Consider the following 16,007-nt stretch of genomic DNA (forward strand, 5'->3'; position numbering starts at 1 on the left):
ATTTCTCCATAAAGAAACCGCCGTAAGGCGGTTTTTTTTATGGATTAGACAATTGCGGAAAGATCACAATCTTTTTTAAATGGACATGCTTCCCCGACCACAAGATTTTCAAGTAGATTTTGAATATTTTGCAATTGGAGAATTTTTTCACCAATGACACTGAGCTTGTCTTTTAAAATCATATGAAATTGTTCTGCTGGAATTTCATTAACGTTGACCAAGTCTAAAATCTGTTTAATTTCAGCTAAAGTAAAACCTAAATTTTTAGCGACTTGAATCAGTTGTAATTGCTGTAAGTCTTGTTTTGAATAATCCTTATAACCATTATTTCGTGTCAATGGGCGGATAAGATCAAGCTTTTCATAAAAACGAATGGTATCCCGACTGAGATTTAATTGCTCTGATAATTCACCGATTAACATCACTTGCTCCAAATTTTATGTATTTGCAAGAAACACTTGACTGTGGAGTGTACTCCATCCTTTAGCTTAAGTGCGAGCATATAAAGGGTGTATAAAGTGATGCAAAATAATCAAAGTGTAGAAAAAGTTGCTTTGGTGGTTGGTGCAACAGGGTTTATTGGTAAATTTCTTGTAGCACGATTACTTCAAAGCAATGACCAAGTTTTTGCTTTGTGTCGCCGTCTCGATCAGCAAGAGCCGAGTTTGAGAGCGTGGCTGGAAAAACAAGGAATAAGTCATCAAAAGTTATTCTGTCTACAAGGCGATGTTACCTTGCCTGATTTGGGTGTTTCAGCTGAAGATTGGAAACGGCTTGCTAAGGTAAATTATTTATTTAATACCAGTGCATTATTTGCATGGAATCTTTCGATACAACAGGCAAGGGAAGTCAATGTTAGAGGCTTAATCAATTTACTTGAATGCGTAAACGAGCATTGCCAATTGAAACGGGCAATTCATCTTTCTGGCTATATGTTGACACTCACTCAGCACTTACAAGATGCTGGAGTCTGTTTAGAAAATATCGAGAGTACGAGTTGGAGGCGGGTGTACCAAAAACTGGGTGCTTATGAGGCTTCTAAAATTGAAGCTCATTTTGCTTGGGTAAAATGCGCTCAACAGTTGAAAATTGACTGGACAGTGATTCATCCTGCAACAGTGGTAGGGGATGAAAATTCTGGTGAAATTGCAGAAAACCAACCAATTGCTCACCTGATTACCCAGCTTAAACAGGGTAAAATGACTGCAATTCCTGCAACTCCTCAGCATTATTTACCTTTGGTTTCAGTGACCATGTTGGTCAATGCGATATTCAAAGCATCACAGGATCAACTCACAATTCACCAAGATATATTGATTGCCAATCCTATTCAGATTTCTTTACAAGCTCTTATTGACAATGCGGCTCACAGATTAAATCTAAAAGCGCCGCAATATTTTGTTTCGCTACACATCTTAAAATTGATTTTAAAATGGAAGTGGCTTGCTCAAAAGCTGGATCTATCTGCTGAGATGTTGAGCTTCATCCGAACTGAGCAATTAAATATGGATCAGTTTTTAACATTAAATCAGAAATGGCAAATACCAGAAACCAATCTTAAACAGACCATTGCACTGACTGCAGAATGGGTAGATCGGAATCATCAGATCTAGCAATAAATTGCCCATTTCAATAAATGGGCAATTTATTATTATCGTGTTGTATAACCACCATTGGCAAAAATAGTCTGACCTGTAATCCACCAACCCTCTGTCACTAAAAAGCGTACCAAAGGTTCAATATCTTCAATCTTGGTTAGACCACCCAGTGCAGAGGCAGATTTATGATAGGCCACTGCTTCAGGCGCTTCTTGACCATAGAAAAATGGTGTATCCATTGGACCCGGTGCAACAGCAGTGACGGAAATACCACGATCGCCGTACTCTTTCGATGCTGCACGTGTATAGTGCTCCACAGGTGCTTTTAAGCCTTCATAAGTTGAATATAATCCTGTGTAGGCTGCTAAAAGACTGGTCACGATAGAACAAATTTTTCCACCATTGTTAAGATGTTTACCCGCAGATTGGATGAAGAAATAGGCAATTTTATTGTTAATGTCATTCATTGAATCAAACTCTTGTTCTGTTGTTTCAATCAATGGTTTTTTAAGTACTCGCCCTACGGTATTAATCGCGATATCGACCCCACCAAAGATTTCTTTGGCTTTGATGAACAATGTTTCGATATTTTGAATATTAGAGAGGTCTGCTTGTATCAACGTTGCATTAACACCAAGTTGTTCAACGGCTTTGAGTGTTTCTTCTGCATCTTTTTGGGTTTCTAGACTGTTGTAGTGAATGATAAGATTTGCTCCTTGTTCTGCAAATTTTCGCGCGATCAGACCACCTAGGTTTTTAGCGCCACCCGTAATAATCACTGTTTTATCTTTTAAGCTATGCTGCATCATTTTTATTCTCCAATTTTGATAAATGATGCTGAAATTCTAAAAGCTATTTTTTGTTCTAAATAGTGATTAGAATCGAATAGATTGTTTGAAAAAGTTGAATAGTAAATGGATAAAATTGACCGGCTAAAAATTTTTTGCTTAGTTGCGGAAAAGCATTCATTTGCCCAAGTCGCTAAAATGCTGGATTTACCACGTTCAACAATTACCTATGCAATACAAGGCTTAGAAAAAGAATATCAAGTATTGTTATTTAATCGAACAACGCGAAAAGTTAACTTAACCAATGATGGGGTTCAGTTTCTTAAAGAAGTTCAACAATTGATTTTTCAGGCTGAAGGGCTAAATAAGTTTAAATTAAAAAACCGTCAATATAAGGGACAAGTTAAAATTGGCTTACCGTTAAGAATTTCAACGCAATATCTTCTTCCTTATCTGCATGAATTCTATGCAAAGTATCCCAATATTAAAATTTCAATTTATAGCCACGATCACTATTCGGATTTAATTGAACAGCGACTGGATTGTGTGCTTCGTGTTGGAAATGTGATGAATGAAAATCTAATTGTGAGACCCATCACAAACGTTGATTTATATACGGTGGCTGCTCCAAAATATTTAAATACATTGGAGAATACTCTAGAAAAAGAGTCGTTAAATCAGCATATTATGATTGGTTATCAAATGAAAAATATGGATTCAGATTTTGGAAGCTTAGTATTTAAAGATACCCAGATCAAACTCCCTTATCAACTTTCAGTTGAGGATACCGAAAGTTATTTACATGCGGGCTTGCAAGGGTTGGGGATTATTCAGATTCCAGCTTTTGATGCAATCCCGTTTATCGAGACCAAAAGATTAACCAGAATATTTGAGCAAGAAGCATGTCTAAAAATACCCATTAATTTTCTTTTTTTAGAAAGAAAATATCGACCAGTATATTTCCAATTCTTTATTGATTGGTTGGAAAGCTTACTCAAGCGTAAACTTTCCATGACATCTTAAGCTTACCAATGCTCACCTGGGAACAAACGTGCATATGCTCTTTGTACCAGATTCAATTTTTGTGGCTCACCCACAGACGCAGTAGAACTTGGGAACAAATTAAAGCCAATTGACATTAATTTGTTATTGATTCCAGGCGCAATCGAATAAGTAATAGAAGCTAAACGGCCTAAGTTTGTCGCAACTTTCTTCGGTCGTTTCACAATCGCATATGCCACTAAATCTGCTGCTTGTTCAGGCGAAAGTGTTGGTACATATTTATAAATTTTAGTCGGTGCAATCATCGGCGTGCGGACTAAAGGCATATAAACTGAAGTAATCGCGATTTTATGTGAATGTACTTCCGCAGATAAACAACGGCTAAATGCATCCAATGCTGCTTTTGATGCAACATAAGCAGAGAAGCGAGTTGCGTTTGCCAATACACCAATTGAACTGATATTGATAATTTGACCGTCTTTACGAACCATCATTTGCGGTAAAATATTCAAAACTAAACGAACTGCGCCAAAGTAATTCAGCTGCATCGTACGTTCAAAATCATGGAAACGGTCAACAGATTCATGTACCGCGCGGCGAATCGAGCGACCTGCGTTATTGATCAAGATATCAATATGATCAACAGAGGCAATGATTTGTTTAGACACTTCATCAATAGCATCCATATCATTTAGGTCGCAAGGGAAAATATCAGCCTGCCCACCTTCAGCCTGAATTTCAGCTTGAACTTCTTTCAATGTTTCTTCAGTACGAGACACTAAAAGTACATGTGCACCTGCTGCTGCGAGTTTTTTTGCAACCGTTAAACCGATACCACTAGATGCACCTGTGATTAGTGCAATTTTACCTTGAACCTTTTTTTGAAAAAGTTGCTCTAATTTTTGATTCATAGCTATTTTCCTGATTCTACTGGCATAAATATATGCTGTATTTTTTGTTTCGGGTGATTGGGTCTTTGTTTAAAAGATGATCACTTTTGTTGGAAGGCAATAATATACAAAAAAAATAAAAATACTAGTATTAAGTGACTGAATTTATAAAATATTTTTAGAGTAAATACTCTATTATATTTTTACTTATTTCGTGATTTTTACCATATAAAAATGAGTATTAAAAGCAAAAAATCAATCTTGTTGTATAAAACATAACCAAATAAATTCACTTGAAAATTTGAATATATTTTTAAGTAAACAGAGTTGATTTCAACTCTGTTTATAGGTGGATATATGTAATATTTTTATCATGATTTATGAAAAAGCAAGCTCATCATATGCTTTTTTTAATTGTTCTTTGGCGTGGGTATGACCTTGATGTGCAGCTTGTTCAAGCCACTTTTCTGCATGACTATAACTTCGGTCTAACCCAAGTTGTCCATTTAAGTAGCTGAGTCCCATTTTATACTGAGCTTCTTGATCTCCACGTAAAGCAGCTCTTAAGTAGCACCACATAGCATTACGATTTGCGATTTCATCTAAACTTAGATTTTGATCTTCAAAATGATGTGCTTGCGCTTTTTCGAGAGCAGCTTCGGAAGCATTCTGTTCAAATGCCCGGCGAGATGTTGAATCTCCTAAAAAACGGTTAAAAATATGTACCAACATATACAACCTCCTTGCTAATCCATTAACAAAGTAAAAGAGACTGCTAATCACAAAAAAATGATTAGATATAATTAATCTAGCTGATTTTTTTCACTTTGCAAATAGTTAAATGTAATTTGTCAATTGCGATTTTTACACATTTGTTAAAAAATACATTATTTAACAAACCAACAATTTTTATTTAAAAGATTAAATCACGCACTGTAATTTTATTACATTGAGAAAATTTGCTATATTTAGGTTGTTTTTTGATTTCGGATAGAATCTGTGAAACGCTCAAGTGTTTTCATCACAGTCTTGCTTAGTTTGTTTATGTTCCAAAGTCTTTGGAATGTAGCGGCGGCTTTTTGTGATCATGAAAATACTGCGCTTCCATCACAAAGATTAATTAGTCAGCATTTTGGGCACCATAATGCGCCTGATTGTACTCAAGATCAGCAGCAGCATCCGCAGCTATTGGATGTGTATGGGATAGATAAACCGATTTCAGATCAGTCCGCATTCAAACAATTATCAGCACACCAACATGATGTGCGTTCCAATGATTTCCTCAATCATATAAATGATGATCATCGTGACCATTTGCCTTCCTTTGCGCATTTTATTGTGGTTGATGATCAGCAACAAACAGCGCAGCCTAAGTTTATAGGCTACCCTGAATCCCGCTTTATTGGCTGGAATAATTTGTACCAGTCACCCGATCTATATTTGCCTAATCCTCCGCCTCTCTCATCCCCGCTATAAGGTGGGGTAGCCAAAAAGATTGCCCACCGCTAATGGTTTAATTTAGTGGGGCATTTTTATGTCAAAAGAAATACGTAATTTAGTACAAAAGCCTGTATTTGGTTTTAGGCCGTCTTTGCTCGGTGCACTGATGTTGAGTGTGATGTCATCTCTTAGTTGGGCAGACAACCCATCTCAAGCATTAACCTTACAACAGGCAATTGCAAAAACTGAGCAATATCAGCAAACGCAGAACGTCTGGCAGACACAGCAACAAATTGCAACGGCGAACATCAAACAAGCAAAACTGTGGACAAATCCAGAGTTATCCGTATCGCAAACGGGTTTTGGTTCCAATCAAGATCAAGAGCTTTCAATTGGTGTTTCTCAACGATTGGATATTTTTGGTGAACGTAAGTCAGCACAGAGGTTGGCACAACTTTCAAAAGATCAAAGTGACTTAAATCAGCGGATTTATCAGGCTCAACTTGAATTGGCTGTGAAATACCAATGGTCACAGCTCGCGATTTTTGAATTAGAACGCAACGTGGTTCAAGAGCAGCTCAACGTCAGTGAAGAAAATCTGAATGCGATTCAGAAGCGCTATCAAGCCGGAAGTGTCGCTCAGGTTGATGTAGATCGTGCCAGACTGAGTCATGCAGAAAATGCTCGCTTATATCGTCAAGCCGATTTGCAGGTGCAAGTTGCCAAGCAGCAATTGTCCAACCTTTGGGGGGATGCTGATAAATCGATTCGTATCGGTTTAAATCCTCAATCTTTATGGCCGTCTTCGACACACCAACAGGTACAAGAATATCTCGCGGACAATCTTTTTGAAAAATCACGTCAGTTACAGGTGTTGCAAGCAAAAGCGACAGTGGCGCAATTAAAAGCTTCGGCACGGCCTAATCCGACTGTGAATTTAGGCGTGAATCGTACTCGATCACCTGAAACCTCGACTGACAATGCTTTAGTTGTGGGGGTCTCTATCCCATTGAATATTTTCAACCGCCAGCAATACGGTGTGCAAATTGCGCAAGCAAAGCAGGATTTACTCAGTAGACAACAGGAGTTTTATCTCCGCCAAAATGCTTTGCAGGTGGGAACATTATTGACTGAATTGCAAGGACTGGAAGTACAGTTTAAAGCAGTCGATGAGTCTCAGATTCCGCTTGCAGCTCAGGTTCAACGTAAAACTTTGCAGGGGTTTACTGTCGGTAAATTTGCCGTTAACGATGTGCAACTCGCAACGTTACAGTTGCAAGAAGTGCGTTTGAGAAAAGTGCAATTATTGAAAGATGGCTGGCAACGTGCCATTGAAGCGGAAAGTCTGAGTCTCGGTATTGAACCAAGTCAAATCATGGCAAAAGACGCTTTAGCACAGATCAATCAGAGTTTATGGCAGGAAACACAAGCTTTACCAATCGTGGGTGGGGGAAATTAATATGCTGAATCAATTTAAATCTTTTAAACTTCAGAAAGGCAAAATTTCTCAACGCCTACTGATCATCATTACTATTGTGATGACTGCTCTTATTGCTATGGGTTTGTTCTTTTCATCTAAAAAAGCAAGTAGCAATGATGCTGGTGAAAATGAAGCAGGGCATGCTGAAGAAGGGCATTCACATGATGAAAATGCTAAGGGAACCACCAAAGATGGTTCCGAAGAAGCGAAGCACAGTGAAGAAGAGGGTGGCGAGAAAGAGAATGCTGAAGCCATTAGTCTGACCGCGCAACAGATTACTGAACAAGGAATCAAACTTGCTAAAGTAGAGATGGGCACTGTTACCAAATCAGCTTCTTATCCTGCAAAGGTCATGGTCAATACCGACCGTCAAGCACATGTATCACCTGCATTTAGTGGGCAGGTGGTTGCCGTCAATGTTGAGTTAGGCCAGCGTGTGCAAAAAGGGCAGGCATTGGCGACCTTGGTGGTGCCTGATTTGGTTGATCAGCAGGCGAATTTACAGGTCGCACAAACAAGCTTAGAGCTGGCACGTCAGGACTATGAACGAGAGCGCCAGTTATGGTCACAAGGTATTTCTGCCAAGCAGGATTATCAACGAGCTTACAATGCCTATAAGCAAGCACAGATTCAGGTACAAGCCACCAGATCTCGTTTATCTGCTTTTGGTGCCTCATCGAGCAGTAATGGTCGTTATGTTCTCACAGCACCAATTGCAGGCATTATCAGCAAAAAAGACTTGGTTATGGGTGAAAATGTACAGCTTGCCAGCCAGTTATTTATCATCGATCAACTGGATCAGCTATGGCTTGAATTTATTGTACCAAGTTCTGAATTCTCAGCGATTGCACCAAATCAACAGCTGGAATTTAAGTCACTGCAAACGGGGAATACCTTTAAAGCACAGATTCAAAGTTTAAATAGTGAAGCTGATGTGCAGACTGGACGTTTACAAGTGCGTGCCAAAGTATTGTCGAATGCGGCTGAATTACGTCCGAATTTGATGGTCAATGTTCAGCTACAACAGCAAGGCACTGCTCAAGCATTACGTGTACTCAAAAGTGCCATACAGAAAGTTGAAGGAAAGGATATTGTTTTCGTTTCCAGTGAACATGACAAGAAAATCGAGTTTACTGCACAGCCTGTTGTACTGGGTCAGGTATCTGGTGATGGTCAGTGGGTTGAAGTGAAGTCTGGTCTGACTCAAGGTCAGCAATATGCAGGTCAGGGTAGCTTTTTGCTGAAATCTGAATTGGAAAAAGGAGAGGCGAGCCATGGGCATTAATGATTCTTCTGATTCTAAGTTAGATCTCGATGCGGATTCAGCATTACCTCAACCTGAAGGTTTATTTGATCGACTGATTCAATTTTCGATTAAAAATGCCATTTGGGTCATGCTGTTTATTGTGGCATGGATTGGCGTGGGGATTTACGGTTATCAAAAATTACCGATTGATGCTGTACCCGATATCACCAATACCCAAGTGCAAGTGAATACCCAAGCGGCTGGTTTTACTGCATTAGAAGTTGAGCAAAGGATTACCTATCCCATCGAAACTGCGATGGCGGGTTTACCTAAGCTAGAGTTGACCCGTTCTATTTCCCGTTATGGTTTATCGCAAGTGACCATTATTTTTAAAGATGGGACGGATATTTATTGGGCACGACAACAGATTAATCAACGCTTACAAGAAGCCCAAACCGAACTACCAGATGATATTGCACCGACAATGTCCCCTGTATCGACAGGGCTAGGGGAGATTTATCAGTGGGTGATCAAGGCTGAGCCGAATGCGAAAAAACCTGATGGTACGCCCTATACTGCGATGGATTTACGTGAAATTCAGGATTGGATTGTACGACCACAGTTACAGCGTGTTCCCGGCGTTGCAGAGGTCAACTCCATTGGCGGCTTTAATAAAACCTATGTGGTCACGCCCGATTTAAATCGTTTGCAACAATTACAAATCCCTGTCAGTGATCTACAAAACGCTTTAACTGGAAACAATGAAAACCGTGGTGCTGGTTTTATTGAAACCAATGGGCAGCAATTGACAGTACGTGTTCCAGGAACCTTGAACAATATTGAAGATATTCAAAATGTAAGTATCGGCAATAAAAATGGTTTTCCGATCCGAGTTGCAGATGTAGCGACTGTTTCGATTGGACATGATCTACGTACAGGTGGTGCAACTTACAATGGCGAGGAAACAGTACTCGGTATCGCCATGATGATGATGGGTGAAAATAGCCGTACTGTGGCGAAATCAGTGGATGCCAAAATCAAGGAAGTCCAGCAATCTTTACCGAAAGGTATTGTGATTCAAACCGTATATGACCGGACAGCTTTGGTCGAGCGTGCGATTAGTACAGTACAGAAGAACCTTGTAGAAGGGGCCATTCTGGTTATTGTTATTCTGTTCCTATTTCTTGGTAATTTCCGTGCCGCGTTAATTACTGCGTGTGTGATTCCGTTATCGATGCTGTTTACTTTGGCGGGTATGGCTGAGCAGAAAATTAGTGCCAATCTGATGAGCTTAGGCGCACTGGATTTCGGGATCATTGTGGATGGTGCGGTCGTTATTGTTGAAAACTGTATTCGGCGACTGGCAGAGGCACAGCATGCAAAAGGCAGATTACTCTCACGAGCAGAACGTTTTAAAGAAGTTTTTCTTGCGGCAAAGCAGGCGCGTCGCCCTTTAATCTTTGGTCAATTAATTATTCTAGTGGTGTACTTGCCTATTTTCGCTCTGTCTGGTGTTGAAGCGAAGCTCTTTCACCCAATGGCTATGACGGTGGTATTGGCATTGGTGGGTGCAATCATTCTTTCGGTTACTTTTGTCCCTGCTGCAGTGGCTTTATTTGTTAATGGTGAAGTTAAAGAAACAGAAAGTCGCTGGATGCTGTGGTTAAAGCAAAAATATGAAAAACTACTCAATTTAGCCTATAACTTTAGAATGTTAGTCGTCACCCTTGCGGTGAGTATTCTGTTTTTAACAGGTGTGCTTGCCACTCAAATTGGTAGTGAGTTTGCACCCACCTTGAGTGAGGGCGATTTTGCAGTACAACAAATGCGTTCACCAAGTACTGGCCTAGAGCAGTCTTTACGTATGCAGGAGAATACTGAAAAGTTATTGCTCAAAGAGTTTCCAGAAATCAAAGCTATATTTGCCCGTACAGGGACGGCAGAAGTGGCAACAGATGTCATGCCACCTAATATTTCCGATGCTGTGGTGCTGTTAAAGCCACGTGATGAATGGAAGAATCCAAAGCAAACAATTGATGAGCTACGTCAACGTATGATTGCATTTCTTGGTACATTACCCGGAAATAATAGTGAGTTTTCTCAACCGATTGAGCTGCGTTTCAACGAATTAATTTCTGGTGTGCGAAGTGATGTGGGGATCAAGATTTTTGGCGATGATATGGAGGTGTTGAATCAACAAGCCACTAAGATTGCACAACAAATCAAAGGGATTACTGGCGCAACTGCCGTCAATGTGGAACAGACTTCAGGCCTACCACTTTTAAATGTTGAAGTGAACAAAGCCGCGGCAGCGCAATATGGTCTGTCGGTGAGAGCGATTCAAGACTTGGTGGCAACCAGCGTCGGTGGGCAGAATGTTGGGCAAATCCTACAAGGTGACCGCCGTTTCGACTTTGTGATTCGTCTGGATGATGCTCAACGTACACCTGAACATCTGGCCGTTTTACCTATTCAAACACCGAATGGTGGTCTAATCCAACTTCAGGATGTGGCTAAAGTTGAAAATATCCTCGGTATTAATCAGGTTAGTCGTGAAAATGGTAAACGTCGTGTGGTCGTGACTGCCAATGTCGAAGGGCGCGATTTGGGCTCATTTGTCACCGAATTACAATCGACTTTGGCGAAGCAGGAAATGCCTGCGGGTTATTGGTTGAGTTATGGCGGACAGTTCGAAAACCTAACCTCTGCGAAGGCACGTATGCAGCTGGTCGTTCCACTGGCGTTGATAACTATTTTTGTGCTGTTGATGGCCGTTTTCCATAACTTTAAGGAAAGTTTGCTGGTATTTACTGGTGTGCCATTTGCACTGTGTGGTGGTTTGATTGCACTGTGGCTTCGCGGTATACCATTGTCGATGTCTGCAGGTGTGGGCTTTATCGCGCTCTCAGGTGTGGCGGTATTAAATGGTTTGGTGATGTTGACCTTTATTAAGGAATTACGTCAACAACTGGATGTTTATCAGGCCACATGGCAAGGTGCAATTTTACGTTTAAGGCCCGTATTGATGACGGCTTGTGTGGCATCGTTAGGTTTTGTGCCGATGGCGTTGGCTACAGGGACAGGTGCGGAAGTTCAGCGTCCACTGGCAACCGTGGTGATTGGCGGCATCATGTCATCCACCTTACTGACTTTGGTGATTTTACCGGTGATTTATCGCTGGATGAATGAACGTAAAGTTAAAGCACAAACGGATGGTTGATCGTTAATTTAAAAATAACCTCACCGTTCTTAGCCAAGAAGGGTGAGGCATTGAAACTGTATAGACAGTTTATTATTGGCTAACAGGCAATACACCTAAACTAATGATGGTGTAATTTTGATTTACAGGTTGAGTGGTTTGGTTAAATGCTTCACTGATTTCAAGCAGATATTGCCCTGAATAAGGAAAAGTGACTGTCGCTGAACCATCTTGAGCAACCGGAACTTTTTGCGCTTGTTTATCGGTTTGCCCTTGAGCACGGATGAGCAGTTCAGCATTTTTGAGTGCTTGTCCTGATTTTTTAATCAAGATTTGTACAGGTTGCTGCGCAGTAATGCTGTTGGGGTGGGTTTTAAATTCGACTTGTATTGCAGCATCAGTGTTGTTTTGAATAGGTGACGTTTTTTCTTTAGAAATATAGCTTTGGATTGACCATTCTCGGTTAATGGTGATCGGTACAGGCGGTTTCTTAAAGTCAGCAGGAATCACATATTCGCGCTCAGCGATCTTACCTGCTTTCTCAGCAGGGACATCAAAAAGCATTTTCCATTCTTTATTATGTTGGACATATTTGAGTGGGAAAGACGCTTTGCTGAACAGGTGATAGGTGCCTGCTTGTGGTAAGGCTAAGTCAAACACCGTAGCTGATTTTAAAGTGCTTGCAGCTTCAACTTGTAACTTGCTTTGATCTGGTTGAATCACGTTGAGTGCGGTTTGTTTCATGGCATGTTCTGCATTTAGTGCTTCTTCAGCATAGGATGCAATCACTGGGATTTGTGTATTTGTGGTGTTATAGCCCAGAGGTGCAACATAGGGTTCATGTGCATAACTATAAGAGCAAAGAAGTACAGAAAGGTAGAGGTATTTTTTCATTGTCGATATTCCATTAACAGGGGTATTTGAACTGTGGAAAATATAGTCGCCATTATATAGAAGAAACCTTATTATTGATAATAATAATTATTATCAATAATAAATAGAAAAAATATTCAATATTTTGATAAAACAAAATCAGAGGTATGAACATGAGTGAACAACAAGGGCATGATCATAGTCATGCTGTCGTCACAGAAGGAAATGTAAAAAAACTAACCTTTGCATTGGCGTTAACCAGTACCTTTCTAATTGTTGAAGTGATTGCGGGTTTCATGACGCAAAGCTTGGCTTTATTGTCCGATGCAGCACATATGTTTACTGATGCAGCAGCATTGGCAATTGCATTGGTTGCCATCAAAATTGGTAAATTACCCGCAGATGATAAACGGACCTTTGGCTATCAGCGTTTTGAAATTTTAGCAGCGCTGTTTAATGCCATGATGCTGTTTGTGGTTGCAATTTATATTCTCTATGAGGCGTATCAGCGCTTTAGCCAACCCCCTGAAATTCAGAGTGTCGATATGATGGTTGTGGCGGTTATTGGGTTGGTGATTAACCTCATTTCAATGAAGATTTTATTCTCCAGTTCAAAGGAAAGCCTCAATATAAAAGGTGCTTATCTGGAAGTGTTAAGTGATGCACTGGGTTCTGTGGGGGTGATCATCGGGGGCGCAATTATTTATTTCACCGGCTGGATGTGGGTGGATACGATTATTGCTGTACTCATTGGCTTTTGGGTCTTACCAAGAACATGGGTTCTGCTAAAACAAAGTATCAATATCTTACTGGAAGGTGTGCCTGAGGAAATTGATATTGAAAAATTACGTAATGATCTTTTATCGGTTAAAGGTGTAGAAAGTATTCATCAACTTAAGGTTTGGGCCATTACATCTAAAAATGTGCATCTGACAGTACATTTATTTGCACCAGAAGCGGATCGGAATCAACTGTATCAACAGGTCATGGAAATGCTCAGCCATCAACATGGGATTACTGAGATGACGCTACAAATTGAAGACAATGAGTGTATGGTGCATTCGCATGAATCAGATGGGCATGATCACAGTAATGCTGATGATGACACACATACAGATGAAGCAAAAAACCATTCACATTAAGGTGAATGGTTTGATTTGAACATGAGGCAAAGCTGAAGGATTAGATTTGCCACTCATGATTGCAGTCACGGCACTTCCAGCTTTTATTGGCTTGCATAAATGATTGCATTGATATTTTAAAATCAGGCAGATCACGCCAAAACATTACCCCTGCAATCACAGCTGCAATGAAGACCACGACTGTTGCAATTTGCAATGTTTGACCTGCACCGTTGCTGAAAATCCACATCACAATACTAATGACGACCAGTAACAACAAAATAAACAGTAACGGAATCAAAAATACCAAGCTTTTTGGAACAACAGGACGTACAGCAGGCGTATTTCCATGGGTAACAGGCAAGATTTTTCGACTTTGGCACTTTGGACATTGGTATTGCATGGTGGCTCCACATTTATAATCTAAGCATATTCTAATCGTTCTATTTTAGAATGCAAAAAAGACTGAATTGCAGCTTAAAAGCAAAATTTAGGCAATAAAAAACCCAAGTCACTATGCTTGGGTTTTTTACAAAGATGTCGCCATCTTGAATATGGCGTCCCTACGGGGATTCGAACCCCGGTTACCGCCGTGAAAGGGCGATGTCCTAGGCCTCTAGACGATAGGGACAAGTGAGGCAACACAGGTAAAACTTTTGGTGGAGTCAAGGAGGATCGAACTCCTGACCTCTACAATGCCATTGTAGCGCTCTACCAACTGAGCTATAACCCCCAGTCTGTGTGAGCGCAATATTAGGGATATTGCGCTCACACGTCAACAGAAAATTTAATTAAGCTTCATCAACTGCATCATTTTTCGGCAATTTGATGCTTTCGTTCAGTTTTTCCCAAACTTTTGCTTCTTTTTTGCTCGGACCGCCTACAATTTCAAGTGCATGACGTAAACGAGCAAAGGTTAAATCAGGACCAATGGTGACCATCGATTGCATCACAGGGGTCGATGATGTTGAACCTGCAATTGCGATAAAGAATGCTGGCATGAAATCACGGAGTTTGATTTCCATTTGATTCGCCAAATCCATCAAGGTTTGGCTTACAGTATCGTTGTTCCAAGTAAACAAGCTTTCTAAACGCCAAATTGCAAATTGCAAGCTTTGACGAACTTGTTCTTCAGTCAGCTTTTTGCTGTCAAATTGCTCTTTGGTCAATGTTGGGAATTGGTTGAAGTAAAAACCAGCCCAATTTATCGCTTCAGACAGTAAGTTAATACGTGGTTGAATGGCCGCAGCAATATCTTCTAGGGTTTGGCGATCAGACTTCCAAGCCAAAAGTGTATTTAACAGTTCAGCAGGGCTGAGTGCTTTAATCCATTGTCCATTGAGCCAGTTTAGTTTTTCAACATCAAAAATTGGACCACCCAAAGACACACGCTGGATATCAAAGTGTTCAATCATTTCAGCCAAAGAGAATTTTTCTCTTTCATCTGGCATTGACCAACCCATACGGCCTAAATAGTTCAGTAAGGCTTCAGGCAGCACACCGATGTCTTTGTAGTAGTTGATTGAGGTTGGATTTTTACGTTTAGACAATTTTGACTTGTCTGGGTTACGCAGCAATGGCATATGGCACAATGTTGGCATGTCCCAACCAAAATATTGGTAGAGCAACTGGTGTTTTGGCGCAGATGGAATCCACTCTTCGCCACGAATCACATGGGTGATTTCCATTAAATGGTCATCGACCACATTGGCTAAATGATAAGTTGGCAAACCATCTGTTTTGAGTAGGATTTGCATGTCGACTTGTGCCCAAGGGATCTCCACTTCGCCACGAAGTAAGTCATTGAATTGGCAAACGCCTTCTTCAGGGACTTTCATACGGATCACATGGGCTTCACCCGCAGCCAAACGCTGTTGTACCTCTTCTGGGGAAAGTTTTAAGCCACGACCGTCATAACCAGGGGTTTCACCACGGGCTTGTTGTTCAGCACGCATTTGATCAAGCTCTTCCGCTGTTGCGAAACAGTAAAAGGCATGACCTTTTTCAACAAGTTCTAAAGCATATTGTTTATAGATTCCCATTCGCTCAGATTGGCGATAAGGAGCATGAGGTCCGCCGATATCAGGCCCTTCTGACCAATTTAAACCTAACCAACGCAGCGAATCTAAAATCATTTTTTCAGATTCAGGGGTTGAACGGAGTTGGTCGGTATCTTCAATACGAAGAATAAATTCGCCACCATGTTGTTGTGCAAAGCATAAATTAAACAAGGCGATATAGGCCGTGCCTACATGCGGAAAACCAGTTGGAGAGGGTGCAATACGAGTACGGACTTTCATAACTAAATATTATTCAGAATGTAAATTGAAACTATTATAACGAAAAAGCCCAACTGCTTAAGGGTTAATT

14 protein-coding genes and 2 tRNA genes are annotated in these 16,007 nt (G+C 40.5%); 7 read left to right on the forward strand and 9 right to left on the reverse strand.

From position 1 onward, the window contains the following. Positions 1 to 44: 44 nt before the first annotated feature. A complete protein-coding gene (locus FHR28_RS00435) occupies positions 45 to 422 on the reverse strand; it encodes a MerR family transcriptional regulator (protein WP_004725368.1) in 378 nt (125 codons plus the stop codon). 99 nt (positions 423 to 521) lie between these two features. Between FHR28_RS00435 and FHR28_RS00440 the strand changes: the two genes are divergently transcribed. Then, positions 522 to 1,613 (forward strand): SDR family oxidoreductase, encoded by a 1,092-nt coding sequence (locus FHR28_RS00440; protein ID WP_166781722.1) that lies wholly within the window; start codon positions 522 to 524, stop codon positions 1,611 to 1,613. 38 nt (positions 1,614 to 1,651) lie between these two features. Here FHR28_RS00440 and FHR28_RS00445 read toward each other — a convergent pair whose 3' ends face one another. Next, complete coding sequence (locus tag FHR28_RS00445) at positions 1,652 to 2,407, reverse strand: SDR family oxidoreductase (RefSeq protein ID WP_166781723.1); 756 nt, start codon at positions 2,405 to 2,407, stop codon at positions 1,652 to 1,654. Positions 2,408 to 2,512: 105 nt separating this feature from the next. On the opposite strand from FHR28_RS00445, the gene FHR28_RS00450 reads away from it, so the two are divergent. Continuing rightward, a complete protein-coding gene (locus FHR28_RS00450) occupies positions 2,513 to 3,409 on the forward strand; it encodes a LysR family transcriptional regulator (RefSeq protein WP_166781724.1) in 897 nt (298 codons plus the stop codon). Positions 3,410 to 3,411: 2 nt separating this feature from the next. Here the strand turns inward: FHR28_RS00450 and FHR28_RS00455 are convergent, their stop codons facing one another. Together FHR28_RS00455 and FHR28_RS00460 are read right to left on the reverse strand one after the other, a co-directional pair. Next, positions 3,412 to 4,299 carry an SDR family NAD(P)-dependent oxidoreductase gene (locus FHR28_RS00455; RefSeq protein ID WP_004725376.1) on the reverse strand — a complete coding sequence of 296 codons (888 nt, stop codon included), beginning with the start codon at positions 4,297 to 4,299 and terminating at the stop codon, positions 3,412 to 3,414. Positions 4,300 to 4,656: 357 nt separating this feature from the next. Beyond that, positions 4,657 to 5,010: an SEL1-like repeat protein gene (locus FHR28_RS00460; protein WP_004816626.1), complete on the reverse strand. Its 354-nt coding sequence runs from the start codon at positions 5,008 to 5,010 to the stop codon at positions 4,657 to 4,659. A gap of 267 nt (positions 5,011 to 5,277) precedes the next feature. Here FHR28_RS00460 and FHR28_RS00465 point away from each other — a divergent pair, with 267 nt between their 5' ends. The 4 genes from FHR28_RS00465 to FHR28_RS00480 are packed head-to-tail and all read left to right on the forward strand — an operon-like array spanning position 5,278 to position 11,664. Beyond that, positions 5,278 to 5,754, forward strand: coding sequence for a cation transporter (locus tag FHR28_RS00465; RefSeq protein ID WP_166781725.1), 477 nt, complete (start codon positions 5,278 to 5,280; stop codon positions 5,752 to 5,754). A gap of 58 nt (positions 5,755 to 5,812) precedes the next feature. Beyond that, positions 5,813 to 7,177, forward strand: coding sequence for a TolC family protein (locus tag FHR28_RS00470; RefSeq protein WP_089605281.1), 1,365 nt, complete (start codon positions 5,813 to 5,815; stop codon positions 7,175 to 7,177). A 1-nt stretch (position 7,178) separates the two neighbouring features. Next, positions 7,179 to 8,483 carry an efflux RND transporter periplasmic adaptor subunit gene (locus FHR28_RS00475; RefSeq protein WP_166781726.1) on the forward strand — a complete coding sequence of 435 codons (1,305 nt, stop codon included), beginning with the start codon at positions 7,179 to 7,181 and terminating at the stop codon, positions 8,481 to 8,483. Continuing rightward, positions 8,473 to 11,664 carry an efflux RND transporter permease subunit gene (locus tag FHR28_RS00480; protein WP_004725386.1) on the forward strand — a complete coding sequence of 1,064 codons (3,192 nt, stop codon included), beginning with the start codon at positions 8,473 to 8,475 and terminating at the stop codon, positions 11,662 to 11,664. Before FHR28_RS00475 ends, FHR28_RS00480 begins: the two co-directional genes overlap by 11 nt. A 72-nt stretch (positions 11,665 to 11,736) precedes the next feature. Here FHR28_RS00480 and FHR28_RS00485 read toward each other — a convergent pair whose 3' ends face one another. Next, complete coding sequence (locus tag FHR28_RS00485; protein WP_004725389.1) at positions 11,737 to 12,537, reverse strand: DUF4198 domain-containing protein; 801 nt, start codon at positions 12,535 to 12,537, stop codon at positions 11,737 to 11,739. Between the two features lie 152 nt (positions 12,538 to 12,689). Here FHR28_RS00485 and FHR28_RS00490 point away from each other — a divergent pair, with 152 nt between their 5' ends. Then, a complete protein-coding gene (locus FHR28_RS00490; protein WP_166781727.1) occupies positions 12,690 to 13,658 on the forward strand; it encodes a cation diffusion facilitator family transporter in 969 nt (322 codons plus the stop codon). A gap of 40 nt (positions 13,659 to 13,698) precedes the next feature. On the opposite strand, the gene FHR28_RS00495 is transcribed toward FHR28_RS00490, so the two are convergent. The 4 genes from FHR28_RS00495 to gltX all read right to left on the reverse strand — a co-directional run bounded on the left by FHR28_RS00495 (position 13,699) and on the right by gltX (position 15,937). Beyond that, positions 13,699 to 14,040, reverse strand: a complete 342-nt coding sequence (locus FHR28_RS00495; RefSeq protein WP_004725393.1) for a hypothetical protein — start codon at positions 14,038 to 14,040, stop codon at positions 13,699 to 13,701. A 152-nt stretch (positions 14,041 to 14,192) separates the two neighbouring features. After that, positions 14,193 to 14,268: transfer RNA gene (locus FHR28_RS00500), tRNA-Glu, on the reverse strand. A 26-nt stretch (positions 14,269 to 14,294) separates the two neighbouring features. Next, positions 14,295 to 14,370 (reverse strand) — tRNA-Ala (locus tag FHR28_RS00505). 58 nt (positions 14,371 to 14,428) lie between these two features. Then, the gene (gene gltX, locus FHR28_RS00510) at positions 14,429 to 15,937 is read right to left on the reverse strand and encodes a glutamate--tRNA ligase (protein ID WP_166781728.1); all 1,509 of its coding nucleotides are present in this window, start codon (positions 15,935 to 15,937) and stop codon (positions 14,429 to 14,431) included. Positions 15,938 to 16,007 lie beyond the last annotated feature (70 nt).

The organism is Acinetobacter sp. BIGb0196 (assembly GCF_011759595.1).
Lineage (GTDB): Bacteria > Pseudomonadota > Gammaproteobacteria > Pseudomonadales > Moraxellaceae > Acinetobacter > Acinetobacter guillouiae.